Origin of the sequence: Christiangramia fulva, assembly GCF_003024155.1 — a bacterium.
GTDB lineage: Bacteria > Bacteroidota > Bacteroidia > Flavobacteriales > Flavobacteriaceae > Christiangramia > Christiangramia fulva.
This window is the reverse complement of sequence record NZ_CP028136.1, coordinates 1175394-1190641: the sequence shown is the minus strand read 5'-3', so window position 1 is coordinate 1190641 and position 15248 is coordinate 1175394. Positions and strand designations below refer to the sequence as shown.

At 37.5% G+C, this 15248-nt stretch carries 15 protein-coding genes; 14 read left to right on the top strand and 1 reads right to left on the bottom strand.

Features of this window, described 5'->3' with window-relative positions:
- Positions 1-23 precede the first annotated feature (23 nt).
- From C7S20_RS05475 to C7S20_RS05410, 14 genes are all read left to right on the top strand, one after another.
- The gene (locus C7S20_RS05475; RefSeq protein ID WP_107011536.1) at positions 24-1082 is read left to right on the top strand and encodes a leucine-rich repeat domain-containing protein; all 1059 of its coding nucleotides are present in this window, start codon (positions 24-26) and stop codon (positions 1080-1082) included.
- 212 nt (positions 1083-1294) lie between these two features.
- The gene (locus C7S20_RS05470) at positions 1295-2527 is read left to right on the top strand and encodes a hypothetical protein (protein WP_227009109.1); all 1233 of its coding nucleotides are present in this window, start codon (positions 1295-1297) and stop codon (positions 2525-2527) included.
- Between the two features lie 37 nt (positions 2528-2564).
- Positions 2565-3416, top strand: coding sequence for a hypothetical protein (locus C7S20_RS05465; protein ID WP_107011535.1), 852 nt, complete (start codon positions 2565-2567; stop codon positions 3414-3416).
- 80 nt (positions 3417-3496) lie between these two features.
- On the top strand, positions 3497-3961 hold the full coding sequence (locus tag C7S20_RS05460) for a hypothetical protein (RefSeq protein ID WP_107011534.1): 465 nt from the start codon (positions 3497-3499) through the stop codon (positions 3959-3961).
- 64 nt (positions 3962-4025) lie between these two features.
- Complete coding sequence (locus tag C7S20_RS05455) at positions 4026-4664, top strand: VWA domain-containing protein (protein ID WP_107011533.1); 639 nt, start codon at positions 4026-4028, stop codon at positions 4662-4664.
- Between the two features lie 283 nt (positions 4665-4947).
- Positions 4948-5526 carry a hypothetical protein gene (locus C7S20_RS05450; protein ID WP_107011532.1) on the top strand — a complete coding sequence of 193 codons (579 nt, stop codon included), beginning with the start codon at positions 4948-4950 and terminating at the stop codon, positions 5524-5526.
- Positions 5527-5773: 247 nt separating this feature from the next.
- Positions 5774-6154 carry a hypothetical protein gene (locus tag C7S20_RS19665; RefSeq protein WP_193510795.1) on the top strand — a complete coding sequence of 127 codons (381 nt, stop codon included), beginning with the start codon at positions 5774-5776 and terminating at the stop codon, positions 6152-6154.
- A gap of 128 nt (positions 6155-6282) precedes the next feature.
- Positions 6283-6900: a sigma-70 family RNA polymerase sigma factor gene (locus tag C7S20_RS05440; RefSeq protein WP_107011531.1), complete on the top strand. Its 618-nt coding sequence runs from the start codon at positions 6283-6285 to the stop codon at positions 6898-6900.
- 1 nt (position 6901) lies between these two features.
- Positions 6902-8092: a tetratricopeptide repeat protein gene (locus tag C7S20_RS05435; protein ID WP_107011530.1), complete on the top strand. Its 1191-nt coding sequence runs from the start codon at positions 6902-6904 to the stop codon at positions 8090-8092.
- A 14-nt stretch (positions 8093-8106) separates the two neighbouring features.
- A complete protein-coding gene (locus C7S20_RS05430; protein WP_159039874.1) occupies positions 8107-9102 on the top strand; it encodes an Asp23/Gls24 family envelope stress response protein in 996 nt (331 codons plus the stop codon).
- Between the two features lie 113 nt (positions 9103-9215).
- Positions 9216-11144, top strand: coding sequence for a CHAT domain-containing protein (locus C7S20_RS19850; protein WP_159039873.1), 1929 nt, complete (start codon positions 9216-9218; stop codon positions 11142-11144).
- A gap of 240 nt (positions 11145-11384) precedes the next feature.
- Entirely contained in the window at positions 11385-12188 is an 804-nt protein-coding gene (locus tag C7S20_RS05420) for a glycoside hydrolase family 25 protein (protein ID WP_159039872.1), read from the top strand.
- Between the two features lie 77 nt (positions 12189-12265).
- The gene (locus tag C7S20_RS05415; RefSeq protein WP_107011526.1) at positions 12266-12703 is read left to right on the top strand and encodes a hypothetical protein; all 438 of its coding nucleotides are present in this window, start codon (positions 12266-12268) and stop codon (positions 12701-12703) included.
- Positions 12704-12787: 84 nt separating this feature from the next.
- Positions 12788-13609, top strand: coding sequence for an endonuclease/exonuclease/phosphatase family protein (locus tag C7S20_RS05410; RefSeq protein WP_107011525.1), 822 nt, complete (start codon positions 12788-12790; stop codon positions 13607-13609).
- Between the two features lie 62 nt (positions 13610-13671).
- Here the strand turns inward: C7S20_RS05410 and C7S20_RS05405 are convergent, their stop codons facing one another.
- A complete protein-coding gene (locus C7S20_RS05405) occupies positions 13672-14976 on the bottom strand; it encodes a site-specific integrase (protein ID WP_107011524.1) in 1305 nt (434 codons plus the stop codon).
- Positions 14977-15248: the final 272 nt, after the last annotated feature.

The window sequence follows — 15248 nt, the reverse complement described above, 5'->3', positions numbered from 1 at the left end:
TTAAAATCTGAAAGCTTGCAGGAATGGGTAAAAGAAAAAATGGTTATGGGATTTACATATTAATATTGGCCTTGGTTATAGTATTCCTTATGGCTATTGATGGTTCCTTGGGATTTTTACTATCCATAATTTCTATTCCCATTGGATTGATTGCTATGATCAGTCATTTCTCTCCTGATAAAAATAAAAACATCATGGATGGAGAGACGGAAAAACTCAATAACGAAAGATCTGAAAAAATAAAAGGAACTTTTAAATCCCAGCCGTTCAAATATCATAAGAGGGAATTGGTGGGGCGAATCGAAGGGGCAACTTTGCCTGATGAAATAAAAAAAATCTCGGATTTAACATTCTTGCAGCTCAGTACCATCAAACCAATCGAAATTTCTGATTTTTTAAATCAGAATCCTAATATTAGGTACCTCAGTCTGCAGGGCCCCTTCTGGTTTAAAAATAATGTTAAACTAACTCTGTTTCACCTCACAATAAAATCTAACGATAATATTTATACCATCATCAGGCAGTTTTCCCATCTTCACCAGTTACAATTATTAGAACTTCATTGCAAAAATATACTATTGGAAGAAATACTGCAGTTTTGTAGGTCAATAAAAACCTTGGTCTTACGAGTAGATATGGCTCAAATTCCTCAGGAAATATTTAATCTGCCGCAATTGGAGTACCTGAACATCTCACATAATAAAATTAGAAAAATATCAGAAAAAGATGTTCTGTCCTATAGTTCCCTAAGAACAAAACCTCTCGATATAAACCTATCATACAATAAACTTAAAAAGGTTCCGATCTCTCTTTTAAGACTAAATTCACGCATTAAACTAAATTTAAAGGAGAATCCTATTACAACCAGCCATTTAAAAAGGCTATACAAAAATTATAAAGATCAAATATATTTAAGTTATGATCAGGAGAGAATTGCGACCCGTACTTTTCATCCCCAGACCTGGTTTGCTTTGAAAGTTCTTTTATCCCTCATACTGGTCTTATTCCCTGTTATTGTCTTTGGAAGTTTTGTAGGTTCAGTTCTTATTGGTATCGTTGTTTGGTCTGCATGGAGTGTCTAAAACTTAACACACCTGAATTTCGATAAGAGAAAATTAAGCAGCTATAGTAGTCTTATTATTATTTTTATTATAACCGAGTTGTTGTTCACCTATTTCCGTAGAAGGGTCTTCTGACTCCTATTTCTTCAAAAATTTTTCTTGGCAAGGGTTACCTTTTCTTTCTAGTGCTATAAATGGTTAAACAAACAATAACCAATTTAATTATTAGCATTATGGAAACACCAGCAAAAGATCTTTCGATCGTACCCCCTGCATTTCAGGAAGAAACCTCTTCTACAAAAAGAATAGAAAAAATTAGAAGCTTCGCGAATTATGCCCTTCAAAAAGCAGGGTTAAATAACGGAGACGCTACTTCAATGAAGACCTTCCTGAAATGGATCAAGGACGGATATATCGTTGATGAAGCATATAATGAAAAGGAGCATGAGACCCATAAGTGGAAGATCCAGGTTCTTATTTCGGAAAAGAAAGAGGAAAGGGAAAAACTGGAATGTGAAAAAAAGACGATTCAGGATGTCCGTCTCAAAGATGGACAACAGAAAGTAGAGGATTATGAGGAGGAAATTCAACAAACCAAATTAGATCTTGAACAAAACAAGATCAACACCGGTTACAGTAGCATTAAATTCTTTACTTATGTTTCTCTGGTAATCCTGCTTTCGGTTTACCTCATCCTCTTCTACGCATCCGCCATTTATGCTTCCTTTTTTCGGAATGCCGGCACCCTTATTCAGACTGCCGGAGATGACATAGTACTCTATTTAGATAATATCTTTGATGTACAGGGCATTTTTCAAGCTTCCCCAGCCTTGCTATTTGTATACCTCGGAGCATTCCTGTTTTTTGCCATTGGCCTGGTTCCCCACACTATGGGAGGAAAATACAAAAGTCTGAAGATCGGGGCTGCAGTACTGGGAGCGCTCATCGTGGATTCTCTGCTCGCCTATAAGATCGACTCCGGAATTCATGAATTGAAAGTTATGGCGGGTATTGCCGATGAAGAATGGAATTTCTTAACCAGCGTAAACTTCTATTTGGTCCTGGCTTTTGGCTTCGTGGCTTATCTGGTATGGGGTTATATGTTCGATCTGATGCTAAAGGAGAAAAATAAAAAGAATGCAGAGATCTGTGCCGCTTTGGTTATTAAGGACCTCAAGACCAAGATCAGAAAGCAGAAGGATCTTATTGCTGATCTAAAAGCCACAGTGCTTGACCTGGAATCCCGAGTTAAAATGCTTGAGGAGAAAATGGAGGAGCTTAAAAAAGAACTGGATAAAGCCATGCTCAATCCCGATCTGTTGTCTCAAAATCTTACCAGTTTCTATATGGGATGGAGACAATTCCTGAACGGTTCCCCCGACTTTGATTCTAAAAAGGATGAGTGTGAAAAGGTGTATAACGACTTCATGGAAACCCACTTTAAGAAGATACCATCCCTCAATTAATCCTACGCCACTTTATTAATTATTAAACTCATAACTCATGAAAAATATAATATTTCTAACATTTTTATCTGTGCTAATTTTTAGCCTTAGTATTTCCAAAACATATGCGGAAGATGACTCCAACAGTAAACCTGTAAACTATACGGTTGTCCTGGATTTGAGTGATAGGGTTTTAAATGACAATCAGTTGCAGAAGGATTTTACCCTCATCCGTAAAATATTCAAGGAATTTGAAACAAAAGCCCGACGAGGGTTAATATTGACATCCAAAGACCGGTTTGCTGTCAAGATCATACCCCAGAAGGGAAGTCCGCTGAACATAGCTTCTTTTGAAGATAAGCTTCAGCTCAATCTTGATGAGGTCCCGGTGCAGAATAAGAACAAAAGAATGGAAGAGTTTGTTACTTCCTTTGAAAAGGTGCTGGACCGTCTTGAGAAACAGTCTCTAATTGGAAAAGATCCGAATGACTTTTTTGGAGTGGACATCTGGGCCTATTTAAACGACAATGCTGATAGCTTCAGCAAATCCGGATACAGGAACTTAGTCATGATAGCCACAGATGGATATTTCGATTTTGAAAGTCGGTCCCACGTTATGAGAACAGGGAACAGGTATACCAGCACTCAGTTTATGGCAGAATTAACTAATTACGACTGGAAAGAAAAAGCTGAAGCCAAAGACTATGGCTTGATCCCCATCAAATTAAAGGCAGACATTGAGTGGGTGATCTCCGGAATCTCCAGCAAGGATGACCAGGATATCCTTCAAAATAAAAAGATCATTTACATCTGGGAAAAATGGTTGCGGGAATCGGGTGCGAATAAATACCACTTCATCCTTAATAATTCCAGTAGTCAGATGGCATCCAAACTATTAGCTGTTCTGTAATTGTTGTTGTTTGTTTTGAGGCTGCCTCTCTTTGTAGGGGAGGGGGGTGGTCTCTTTTTTAAAAACTTTAAAATTTTATCATGAAAACGATCTATCTAACCATTTCATTAATAAGTCAAACTGTGACTTCTGTTTTTGCACAGGATCAGGGCATCACCATACTGGATAAGTTCATTATCCTTGATGCCACTGAGAATGGGGTGGATATAACGCCCCAACTTTTAGAAAATGAAGCCTTTATTTCCTTCTTTGAACTAGCTGATGAGGATCATATCTACTTCGCGAATGTTTGGACAGTGGCCGAAAGTAAGAGCCATGGTGTGGTCTATAACGCTGAATTCAAAGATTTTGAAGAGACGGAGGAAACATATGCACAGCAAAAGATCACTTTCACCTGGAAATATCAGAACTCTTATGACGGAATTTCCGGGACTGCAAAGGTTAAGATCACTAAAATATACAAGCCTCAGGGAATTTATTTCGAGGCGGTAATTGTTCCAGAGGATCTTGATCTACTGGTATACTCTCGATCTGGCTGTTTATGATCAATAGCAGTCTGTGTTGAATTACACCCAATCTTTTCAAATAATTAACCTTAAACATAAAAAAATGAAAACAAGACACCAGGTTCACAATTTAATTATCCTTGATGAGAGCGGCTCCATGTTCAGCATCAAAGATCAGAACATCCGCGGATTCAATGAAATTGTTCAGACAATAAAAGGCGTTGAAAACAAATATCCTGAGCAGGAACATTTTATATCTTTTTTGACCTTTAATGGCTTAGGTATAACAGAACATCTGTTCAACCAGGCAGTAAAGAATTTAAAGCAGATCGATAACGAATGTTATAGACCAGGAGCTAGTACCCCTCTCTATGATGCCATTGGTTTTGGAGTATCTAAACTAGAGAAAATCATAGGCAATAAAACAGATTCGAATGTTCTGGTTACGGTCTTTACTGATGGAGAAGAAAATGCCTCCAGGGAATATAGACGGGAGGTTATTAAGAAAAAAATTAAGGAGCTTAAGTGTCGAAATTGGACTTTCACTTATACCGGAACAGATCATGACGTTTACGCGGCTGCCGGTGCCCTCTCGATCAACAATGTGGTGCAGTTCACAAAGAACGAAGCTGACATGGAAAAGATGTTCCTGAATGAAAGAGAGGCGAGAATGAATTACAGTGCATACATCAGATCTGGAAAAGATATCGGGGAAGGATTCTACAAAAAAGGTCTAAATTAGTAATATGGCTGGTCTAAAGATGTGCCAGTTTCTTTAGACCAGTATTTTCTAATAAAGATGCTATTATCATTTCACTAAAATTAATATATATACAATGGAAATTACTTCTAAGGATATTCAAGACTTGTTAAAGTTTGATGTGACAGCCGAATAGAGACATGACCAATTACTTAAATTTAAAAACCGGGAATATCTAAAAGGGCAACATTGGAGAACATGGGAAAAATGGGCAGATTATCTTTCAGACTATGAACTCATTTCTGTTTACAAAGCATTAGTAACATTGGAAAGAGAGTTAAGATGGATTGGTGGGTCTGCTGCAGGAGCAATCTGGTTATATAGAATCATTAGGCAAAGAAGGCTAGATGATGACTATTCACTTGCCGATTATGGACTTCGCCAAAGCAATAATCCTTACGTGTCATTTGGGAGTTCTTATCATGGAGAGCGAAATATTCAGGGCTATTTTCTCCATCAGAAAGAAAGAGCCAGGAGGAGAGTCCTAAAGTTAGAAGAAGATAAAGCATTCGGGGAGAGGGTTCAAGATCGAAAAAAAAAAAGACGATCTGCTGCAATTGCAGAATTGAGGAAACTTTCTTTTGAAGAGGGAGGGTCAGTAAGAGCCAAATATCTTGAAGAATATAAATCTGCAACAAATCAGCAACGTCTGGCGCTGATAGCAGTGGATGAAAAATATCCGCCAGAATATTATCCTCCCGAATGGATCCACCTTATTGGGGATCAAATTCAAGACTTACCAGTTGATCTTGTAAAAAAGCTTTACGACAAATTATCGACTAAGACAAAAGGAGAATGGAGGAGATTCTCTCAAAAACTTCAAAAGATTGAGGAGGTTCAATAGAAAGAAAAATTGAACAAAAGAATTTTCAGAAAAAATTTTCTCAACATGTTCGATGTTCATGCTGAGATTTCGACCTAACGTTGTAAGATTTTACCATTTTAAATGAATTGATAATCAAGTAATTGCATTTTATTTATCGAAATAATCCAGAAAAAAACAAAAATGTTATAGATCGGAGGGTTACCTTTTAAATGCTAATCTATTAATAGGTGTAAACAAATAACAATAATATTTAAAACACCAAATCATGAAAAATTTACTATTTATTGCAGCCTTTTTATTAACCGGATACTTCGGATTCTCTCAACAAGTATATGTCAATGGTTATACAAAAAGTAATGGGACATATGTTCAAGGGCATTATAGAACGGCACCAAATAATACGGTCAATGACAATTGGAGTACTAGAGGGAATGTCAATCCATATACTGGAAAGTCAGGATACAAGCCAAGAGAAAACTCTTACACACCACCTAAGACGGATACCTATAATACCTATTCAACTCCCAAGAAAAAGACCTTTACTCCGACATCAAATTATTACAGAACTCCAACATATAACACAAACTCATTTAATTCTACCGTCAGGTCAACATATAATCCGATTAAGACTTCCTTTAGCTGGTAGAACTTATTTTTAGCCTAAGCTCAAAGAATAAAACTTTGAGCTTTTTTGCTCTTTAATTATTGATGATTAAGGTTAAACAAGAAAACAATTTTGTTTAATTTGTGGCGCATAAGTAATTGTCCCACTATATGACAGCTAAACAAAACCTTCTACAAATTTCAGACCTAGAACTACTTCAATTAATTAAAAAGGATCCCGATTACATCAGTGTCGTATATAAGAAGACCAGAGATTACTCTCTGCGTCTCCTATACAAAATGAGTGCGGGTAGTGATGTTCGTCAGGAGGAGCTTCAAGAGATATATCAGGAAGCAGTAATTGTCCTTTACGAAAAGATAATTCATGAAGATTTTGAGCTGATCAATAATTCTTCTATTCAGACTTATCTCAATTCAGTCTGTAGATATAAGCTACTGGATCTTTTTAAAAAGTCCGGCAAGAGATCTACAATTGAGGAAGGCAGCTTAATAGAGGACCTCAAGGTTGATCCCTCCGTTGATGATGAGCTTCGGGAAATCGAGATCCAGGACGAGGTGCAACACAAGGTATTAAAAAAGTGTTTGCTCAAGATGGAAAAGGCAGGGGGGCATTGTTATGAGATCCTGGTTCTGTTTTGGTATCATTCTAAAAGTATTAGGGAACTGACTGAACATTTTGGGTATACAAATGAAGCCAATACTAAAGTTCAAAAATCCAAATGCCAGAAAAGACTGAAGAAAATGGCTTTTAAAGAGTTAAATGACTGAAATGAGAACAGCTACCGCTTTATTAAAGAACATTATTCTTCCAAGGTTTGAGAAAGATGCCAATTTCAAGGAGGTGAAGCCCAGTGATAGCTTCTGGGCCAAATTTACTTTAGATTTTCTGAATTACGAAAAAGATCCAAAACCTGTTTTTGCAGCAGTATACAGTCTTGAACTTGAGGATCCGGAAAAAATTATAGAAAAACTACCGACTGTTTACGAAAGCTGGTTAGAAGTACTGGCGGAGCTCCAAGTAAAGGGAAAAAGTTCAAAGGAATTTGATGAGCTTCACCTGAATGGTAACTCTACTTTTAATAAACATGTATCTTTCTTTAGAGAACTTAAGAATGCTGCTACTTATTTGGAGCGAAGAAGGATGATAAAGGAGATGCCGCTCGCTTATGCATCTCTTACTGACGAAATTTCTGATGATCACATACAGGCAGCTGTAAAGGAAAAAGGGCGGGAAGAGCTGCGAGCTAAATTCAAGATTTGGGATGAGGAAATGAATGAAAAGAAGGTTGAAATGATGTTCTCAGAATCTTCATTCAGTATGCCTTCCCCTAAAGAAAGGACAGAGAAAGGAACAATAGAACTTCCAAAAAGCTCTAGATCAAAGAACGGCAATTTCTCTTATAAATGGCTCTATGCTATTGCTGCTGTTCTGTTGATCGGGTTTTTTATATGGCAGCCAACACAGAAATCAAATGAGGAACTTTTCAATTCATATGCAGGGAGCCAACAAGTAATCTCTAAAATTGATTTTTCTGATCTCAGTGATGCTGAAAATGCAATTGTAACAAGAGGTGGGGAATACAGGCTCCCCGGCCTCACTCAACTTGAATCTGAAAATGCTCTGGAAGCAATAAATTATATTCGGCAGCAGGAATTTTATAAAGCTGAAAACATTCTTGAACAGCTTAACCCTGCAGAAAAGAATGCTGAAGTTCTGTTCTTTTTGGCTTTTGCACAGCTAAATACAGGGAAAATAGAACGGGCAATAGAGAACCTGGAACCCCTTTCACAAAAATCAAACTACATTTTTCAGGAAGAATCCCAATTCCAGCTCGCTTTGGGATACCTCGCACAGGATGATAAAGCAAGTGCAAAAAAGCTGCTTCGTAAACTGGAGGAGGAGCACGGTAAATATTCAGGGGAAGCTTCAGCGATTCTGAAGGATATGAAATGGTTTTAATTGATGAGCCGGGCATGAGAGAAAAAATCAGCAACTTCTTATTCTTTGCCGGTCTTGCCCTGGTTCTGTATTTGATCGTTAATGTAGTTCATCTTATTTGGTATATAGCCGATCCTGAAGGCTTCTGGGGGTTTGCTTATTTCACAGAACTGCTTAGGGTAGGTTTTCTTGTAGTTGTCATTTTCCTGTTTGCTCTTTTTCTCATCTTCGTCTTCTTTGGAATGCTCATTTCTTCCTTTAAAAATGGATTTAAAAGAGCAGATTTCTTCAAGCTGCTAGGGATGTTGGCTTGCGTCCTCATAATGCCATTTGTCAATTATCTTTATTCAAACGGAATCTCCCTTTACATAACAAAGAAGCTGGCTGACAAATATGAATATCTTGAGAGAACGGAGAATCTTGTGAATAGGGGAGAAATTCTCGAAGCCTGTAAATATGCTGAAAAAGCTTTCAACAAGGAGGTGAATAGAACCCCTATTTCCTCCTTTTTCTTTCTTTCAAAGTTATACTCAAATACAAGATTTGACAAAGCCCAGCGCCTTACCACCAGATATGGTGCTTTTATTAGTTATGCCCATTGTTTAAAGAATTCCGGCAGTTCAGGTCAGGCGGAAGAACTTTACAAGCAAGCAATTACTTTGTCCAATTCTGATCTTCTACAGGAACAGAAAGCTTCCTTCCTTTCTTTCCCGCTACTGGCCCTGGCTGAATTGAATCTGCAGAAAGGTGAATATTATAAAGCTGAGCAATATTTTGAAGAGCTTGAGGAATTACATGAGGGATTGGCAGTTGATGATATATATTATCAGATCAACGGACGAATGCTTTTTTCAGATCGTGCCTTAAGAGTGGGAGACTTTTCCAAGTCTGCCCGCATTAATATGGAAACCTTAAGAATGTACGAAAACAGTGGCTTAAACACAGATTCCCGTTATTATCTGGGATTATTACTCGTGGCTGCGCTTACTGAAATGCATATGAACAGATTTGAATCTGTACATGACCTTTAATAAGGGGCCAGGCAATTGCAGAAGATAAAAAAGACACTCCTCTTTATTCCGACTTCCTGATCGTAAAAGGGAATTTCTTAACGTGGGCGGCCGAAAATGATTATGATGCTTCTGTGTTAATACAAAGATCCTGGTGGGACAACATAAGGACTGTTTTTGAAGAGAAAAAGACATTAAAACTACAATTGCTTCAGGAGGCAGAAAAGTCATATTCAACAGCTTTGGGCGTAGTGATTGACAAAGCAGGAAAGGACAGCTATCAATATGTCTCGGTTCTCCGGCAGTTGGGAAATTACTATAACCAGATAGGAGACAATAAGAAAGCAGGAGAATTAATAGGGGAAGCACAAACGATTTTGAACCCTGTAAGGAGCGAGAACAAGGATCTTTATAATGATATTTTGTTGAGTTCCCTTGCATCCCGGAACGCAGTTGATGAGGAACTTCTAAATGAGATAGAAGACCAAATATTTGATCAAATTGCTTCTAATTTTATTTTTCTCACAGAAGAAGAAAAGGAAAGTTTCGTGTCTAAAACTGAAAAACGAATAATTTTCTTGAATAGTTATTATGTGAGGGAAAATGGTCCAGAGTTTGCAAAACGACTGTACAATAACATATTAGCGACAAAGCAGCTGGCTTTAAATAGCAATCAGCATTTACGGCGGTTCATCTCCGAAGCTCCAAAGAATATTCAAACAGAATATCATCAACTCTTGAAGAATAAAGAAGAGATCCTGTACACAACAAATGAAGAAAAATTAAGATCGTTAGGCTCAGAAATAACAAAACAGGAAAGGGATTTGAAATCGAAATTAGTGACAATGAATTCCTATTCCCCTTTTGAACCCAAGGGGGTAACGTGGGATCAGGTAAGAGATAGTTTAGAAACCACTGAAGTTGCCATAGAGATTATTAACCTTCCCTTAAAGCTATCTCATGATGATGGTGAAGAAGTGAACTACTTTGCACTTGTATTAAAGAAAGAGTCAGAATATCCCGAGTTGATTCATCTCTTCCGGGAAAAAGATCTTGAAGATTTTATGAATAAAGAAGGCAATGTCCAGGAGAGAATGGATGTGATGTACGGGTCTCAAAAAACAGAATTTTTAGACATAATATGGCAACCTCTTTCTCATGAATTAGTGGGCTCCTCGAATGTATACCTTTCAATCAGCGGTTTGCTTCATATGGTATCCTTTCCTGCTTTAATGCTTGATCAACCCTATGAAATTCACCTTCTCGGAAGCACTCGAGATTTAATCATTCCTACTCCTGCAGAGGGACCCGAAAAAGAGAACCGTATTGCCTTATTTGGAGATGCTGATTTTGAATCGATTGAACAGAGTGATGTCCGGAGTTTTTCTACAGTTGATAACAAGATCAAAAAAGGATTGGAATCAGGTCTCTTCAATGATCTGCAATACACCCGACAAGAAGTTGACACCATTGAAAGGATCTTTAATTCTGCAAATGGAATGGTTTCCAAGTGGGTCGGGAAAAAAGCCTCTGAAAAAACGTTTAGAGATTTAAACAAGGACAACTATGACATTATACATTTAGCTACTCACGGCTTCTACTTTAAGAAAAATAGCCCAGTGTTTTCAGCTACTTTTGATGTGATGAACCAAAATTTTTTAGAGGACAATTCAATGTTTAGAAGTGGCATATTATTGTCCCGTGATGATGTTCATGGAGCGGGTAAGAACAATGATGGGATCCTCACAGCTTATGAAATATCTAAAATGGATTTTAGCGGGCTCGATCTAATGGTGCTTTCTGCTTGTGAAACAGCTAGTGGGGACATATCCGGTGGGGAAGGAGTCTTTGGACTACAGCGTGCTTTAAAGCTGGCAGGGGTAAAGGATCAGATCGTCAGTCTGTGGCAGGTGCCGGATAAAGAGACTTCCATATTATTTAAGATCTTTTATGGAAACCTGATTAAAGGCCATTCCCCGTACCATTCATTAAGTATGGCCCAACATGAAATGGCCCGAAAATATTCTCCTTTTTACTGGGCAGGCTTTGTGCTCCTTGAGTAATTTTCCACCTTTGATGACCTAACAGTGAGAAATTTAAAGATCAACTATAATAAAATTCTCAAAATCTAGGTTACCTTTTCGATCTCGTTCTATAAATGGATGATCACCAATTATTCATGCCAAATGGAACAATACCTTTATTACCTTCTGTACCTTATTAGCCAAAACCCATTAGCAGCCTTTATCATTGGATGCTTGTTTCTCATGTGTTTGGTAGGATTTGTCCTGTTGGGACTAAGTTTGAAAAAATATATAATTCCGAAGAATAAAAACCTGGGAGGTGGTTCAAAAAAGGTATATAAGATCTTCCTGACAATAGGATTCTTATCTGTAATGATAGCCCTGTTTAGTGGATTCCTCGGAAAGCAATATTCAAGAAAAAGGATATTTTCAGTCAATTCAGCTTTTTTCACCGGAAAAGAGAATACATGGCTTTCTACTACTAAAAAAAGTTTCGGTATTGATATTTCCCATTACCAGGGTACAATAGATTGGGATGAGGTGAATTCTTCCTCACATCCTATAGAGTACGTTTTTGTCCGAGCAACAATGGGCTCCAATGGAAAGGATAGACAATTTAAGAGAAACTGGAAAGCAATTAAAGGAAGCGGTTATATCCGGGGAGCTTATCATTATTACCGGCTTAATGAAAATTCTGTTCTTCAATTCCAGAATTTTGCTCGCACTGTAAAATTTTCCACGGGTGATTTCGCTCCTGTCTTGGATATAGAAGAAGTGGGAAAGTACGGAAAGGAAAATCTTGTTGCAGGGGTTTTGAACTGGTTGAGACTTGCTGAAGAACTATACGGAGTCAGGCCGATAATTTATACCGGGAGCAATTTTTACCATCAGTTCCTTAAAGGGCACATTGAAGACTATCCTCTATGGATCGCTGCCTATTCTGGTTTTCATCCTTTGAAAGACGTCAATTGGTCTTTCCATCAGTTTAGTGACAAGATGAAGGTTAAAGGGATCAATTCTTTTGTTGATGGAAACTCTTTCAATGGAAGGGTTTCAGACCTCAAAAATCTTCGGATTAAATAATGTCTGCACCTTGGCTTCCTGTTCAAAATTATTGGAGCTTTTGTAGCCAATTTAGAAATATTAAAAATTGAAAATATATGTCCTTTAAAACATCTGTGCCTATCCTCTCTAAGGAAGAAACCAAGAAATTTATTAAACAGATAGATCTGGCCTGTAGGTTATTAGATGCACAGGTTTTGAAATGGGTAGTGGAAAAATTTGATCTCCATGAACTAGAGGATTCACCTGAGTTCCTGAAAGATGCAATAGATAAACTGGAGTTTTGGAAAAAGAAGGAATCATCAGTGCAAATAAAGACAGTTGGCAGCTTTGAAACAAAGTGCATAGCCTGCGTGTTCGGTAAAAAGGTTAATGGTTACCTGGTATCTTATTTTGAAGAAAAGCCGGACGGGTTTAAAGTACATTACGAACGACAATTCGCAGTAAACTTTCTTTTGAAAGAGGGGCAACTTACAGATATCGCCTGGTGCCATTCTTTTTTATACAAAGAAGAAATGGAACAGGTCCAAAAGTGAGGCAGAGGCTAAAAAATCGCAAGAGTAACTAATTTCAATTAACGGGCTTGTGAATGACTTAATTTTAACTGTAAATATAACTATATGAAAAAATTACGCTTTATCATATGGCTAATTTCTCTAGCCTGGTGCAATCTTCTGATTGCACAGGTTAGGATCTCCTCCTGGAATCTTCAGAATTTTGGGAAAACTAAGTCTGAAGCTGAAGTAAACTTTGTTGCTGATGTTTTAAGGGATTTTGATGTAGTAGCGCTACAGGAGATAGTTGCAGGTTATGGCGGTACACAGACCGTGGCAAAATTAGCCGATGCTCTAAACCGCAGAGGGGCTAAATGGGATTACCTGGTAAGCGAACCAACAGAGAGTACACCGTATGCATCGGAACGCTATGCTTTCCTATGGAAGACCTCAAAGGTAAAAAGGTTAAAAAAGGCCTGGTTGGAGCAAAATTTTGTTGATGAAATTGATCGTGAACCTTATTTAATCAGTCTTAGCTACAACGGAAAATCTTTTACTCTGGTTAATTTTCATGCCATTCCTAAGAAGAAACAGCCTGAAAAAGAAATAAAATACTTCAAATTCCTTCCTGAATTATATCCTGATAATAATCTGATATTCCTGGGCGACTTTAATGTTCCGCAGAGTCATACTGTTTTTAATCCGTTGAAGAAAATTGGATTCAGACCTGTGGTCCAAGGCGAAAAGACAACAATGAAAATGAATTGTGTAGAAGGTGAATGTTTGGCATCTGAGTATGATAATATCTTTTATAATTCGGATGAATTTGAAGTGCTAAGCTCCGGTGTAGTTCTATTTTATAAAAGTTTTCCTGATATGGTAACAGCCAGGAGAATTTCAGATCATATTCCTGTATGGGCAGAGTTAGATTTCCAGGAAGGAGGATAACTAAATAAGATATTGGTGAAAAGCTATAATAAAACTTCGTTATTCTTGTGATGTAACTTTCTTCAGTTAAAAAAAGGATGTTCTCCAATCTTCTGCGCTTTTTGCGACTCTCCTAATTTCAAATAGAGCATAAAAGATCTTTCGGTTTTGTGTCCGCTAATGGTCATTATATCCAGAGATGGAACTCCAGCCCGGTAAGCATTTGTGCAGAAGGATCTCCTTCCGGTGTGGGTGCAAATGAGTTCGTACTTCTTATATTTTTCTACTCTTGTCTGACCTCCCTTTGTTGTCGTTTTTTCAACCTCCTCGTCAATGCCAGCTATTCGCCCAATTTCTTTTAATGCATAGTTAATATGCTGATCAGGCATTCCCTTCGGGAGCTCACCGTCTCTTTTGTCTAATATTTCCTGCACAACGGGATGAATCGGAATGGATAAAGGTATCGAGGTCTTCTGAGAGTGTATTTGAAAATATCTTTTATTATCGAGGGTGAAGATGTTTTGTTTTTTCAACCTCTTAGCATCACTTATTCTGAGACCTGTGTAGGCACTGATCAAAAAAATATCCTTAGCCCTTTCTAATAAATCACCCGATAACTTCAAACCATTGTTCTTAATAATTGTTCTCTGTTGAGCTAAAGATTCCAGGTGGATTTTGTTTAGTTCTGTTTGATCAAGAAAAATGTTGTCAATTTCTGCAGTGGGTTTTTTAAAGAACTTTTTTGTGTATTCCCGATTATTATGGTAACCAAATTGCGATGCCGCCTCCATCATAGTCTTTAATATCTTAATATGAGTGCCGACATAAGATGTTGAATAATCCTGGGAATAAAGCCAGTCAAGGAAATCATAATAAAACTTTTTACTTATCTTTTGGTAACTTAGTTCATACTTCTCAGAAGCAAAACGCTTCATTAGTTTATAAGAATTCCTGTAGGCTTTAATTGTGCTGAGAGCTAAAGGTCTTCCTGTTGCGGGCAAAGGATTGACAGCATAGGTATTCATATACCAGTCGTAGAATGGTAGAAGTTCATAATGCTCCTGTTCATCCTCACTTCCTTTATTAAAAAACTTATCGCAGAATTTCTTTAAATGCCCATTCTTGACATCGATATTTTCTGTCACAGAAAGCCTCACAAATTCTTTCTCAAGCTCACTTTGTAATTCATTGAGTTTGTTGTTAATCACAGTCTTATTGGGTTCAGCAATTACATTCTTTACCCGGCTCTTCTGGTGATCCCAATTTTTTATATTTTCAATAGCCAGGCCAGTTGAGTATCGTAATCTTTTACCAGCTCCATAATTAAAGATGAGTTGAATCTTGGCTCCTTTTCCTTTTGAATCTCTTGGTTTAAAAACTGTGGTCATTTGTTCAAAATTCTATGTTCGAAAATTAGTTTAAAAAAGTGACACAGTTGGGAAAAGTGTGTCACTTTTTGTGTCACTTTTTCTTTCCGAAGTCCTCTTTTTAACAAATATCAGATCAGAGGTGTATCTTTTGAAATTCCTATGAATAGTGAGGTACAGCAAGGGATTAGACGGAAATTTAAAGAAATTAGGAGAAATAAGGAGAAATAAAATGTGGCCCAAGTGGGACCACTTTTAAATAGAAGCCTTGCAGCAATGCAGGGCTTTTTTTA

Coding starts and splice junctions, on each gene's coding strand:
- C7S20_RS05475 (WP_107011536.1), top strand. CDS start 24: ATGGGTAAAAGAAAAAATGGTTATGGGATTTACATATTAATATTGGCC.
- C7S20_RS05470 (WP_227009109.1), top strand. CDS start 1,295: ATGGAAACACCAGCAAAAGATCTTTCGATCGTACCCCCTGCATTTCAG.
- C7S20_RS05465 (WP_107011535.1), top strand. CDS start 2,565: ATGAAAAATATAATATTTCTAACATTTTTATCTGTGCTAATTTTTAGC.
- C7S20_RS05460 (WP_107011534.1), top strand. CDS start 3,497: ATGAAAACGATCTATCTAACCATTTCATTAATAAGTCAAACTGTGACT.
- C7S20_RS05455 (WP_107011533.1), top strand. CDS start 4,026: ATGAAAACAAGACACCAGGTTCACAATTTAATTATCCTTGATGAGAGC.
- C7S20_RS19665 (WP_193510795.1), top strand. CDS start 5,774: ATGAAAAATTTACTATTTATTGCAGCCTTTTTATTAACCGGATACTTC.
- C7S20_RS05440 (WP_107011531.1), top strand. CDS start 6,283: ATGACAGCTAAACAAAACCTTCTACAAATTTCAGACCTAGAACTACTT.
- C7S20_RS05435 (WP_107011530.1), top strand. CDS start 6,902: ATGAGAACAGCTACCGCTTTATTAAAGAACATTATTCTTCCAAGGTTT.
- C7S20_RS05430 (WP_159039874.1), top strand. CDS start 8,107: ATGAGAGAAAAAATCAGCAACTTCTTATTCTTTGCCGGTCTTGCCCTG.
- C7S20_RS05415 (WP_107011526.1), top strand. CDS start 12,266: ATGTCCTTTAAAACATCTGTGCCTATCCTCTCTAAGGAAGAAACCAAG.
- C7S20_RS05410 (WP_107011525.1), top strand. CDS start 12,788: ATGAAAAAATTACGCTTTATCATATGGCTAATTTCTCTAGCCTGGTGC.
- C7S20_RS05405 (WP_107011524.1), bottom strand. CDS start 14,976: ATGACCACAGTTTTTAAACCAAGAGATTCAAAAGGAAAAGGAGCCAAG.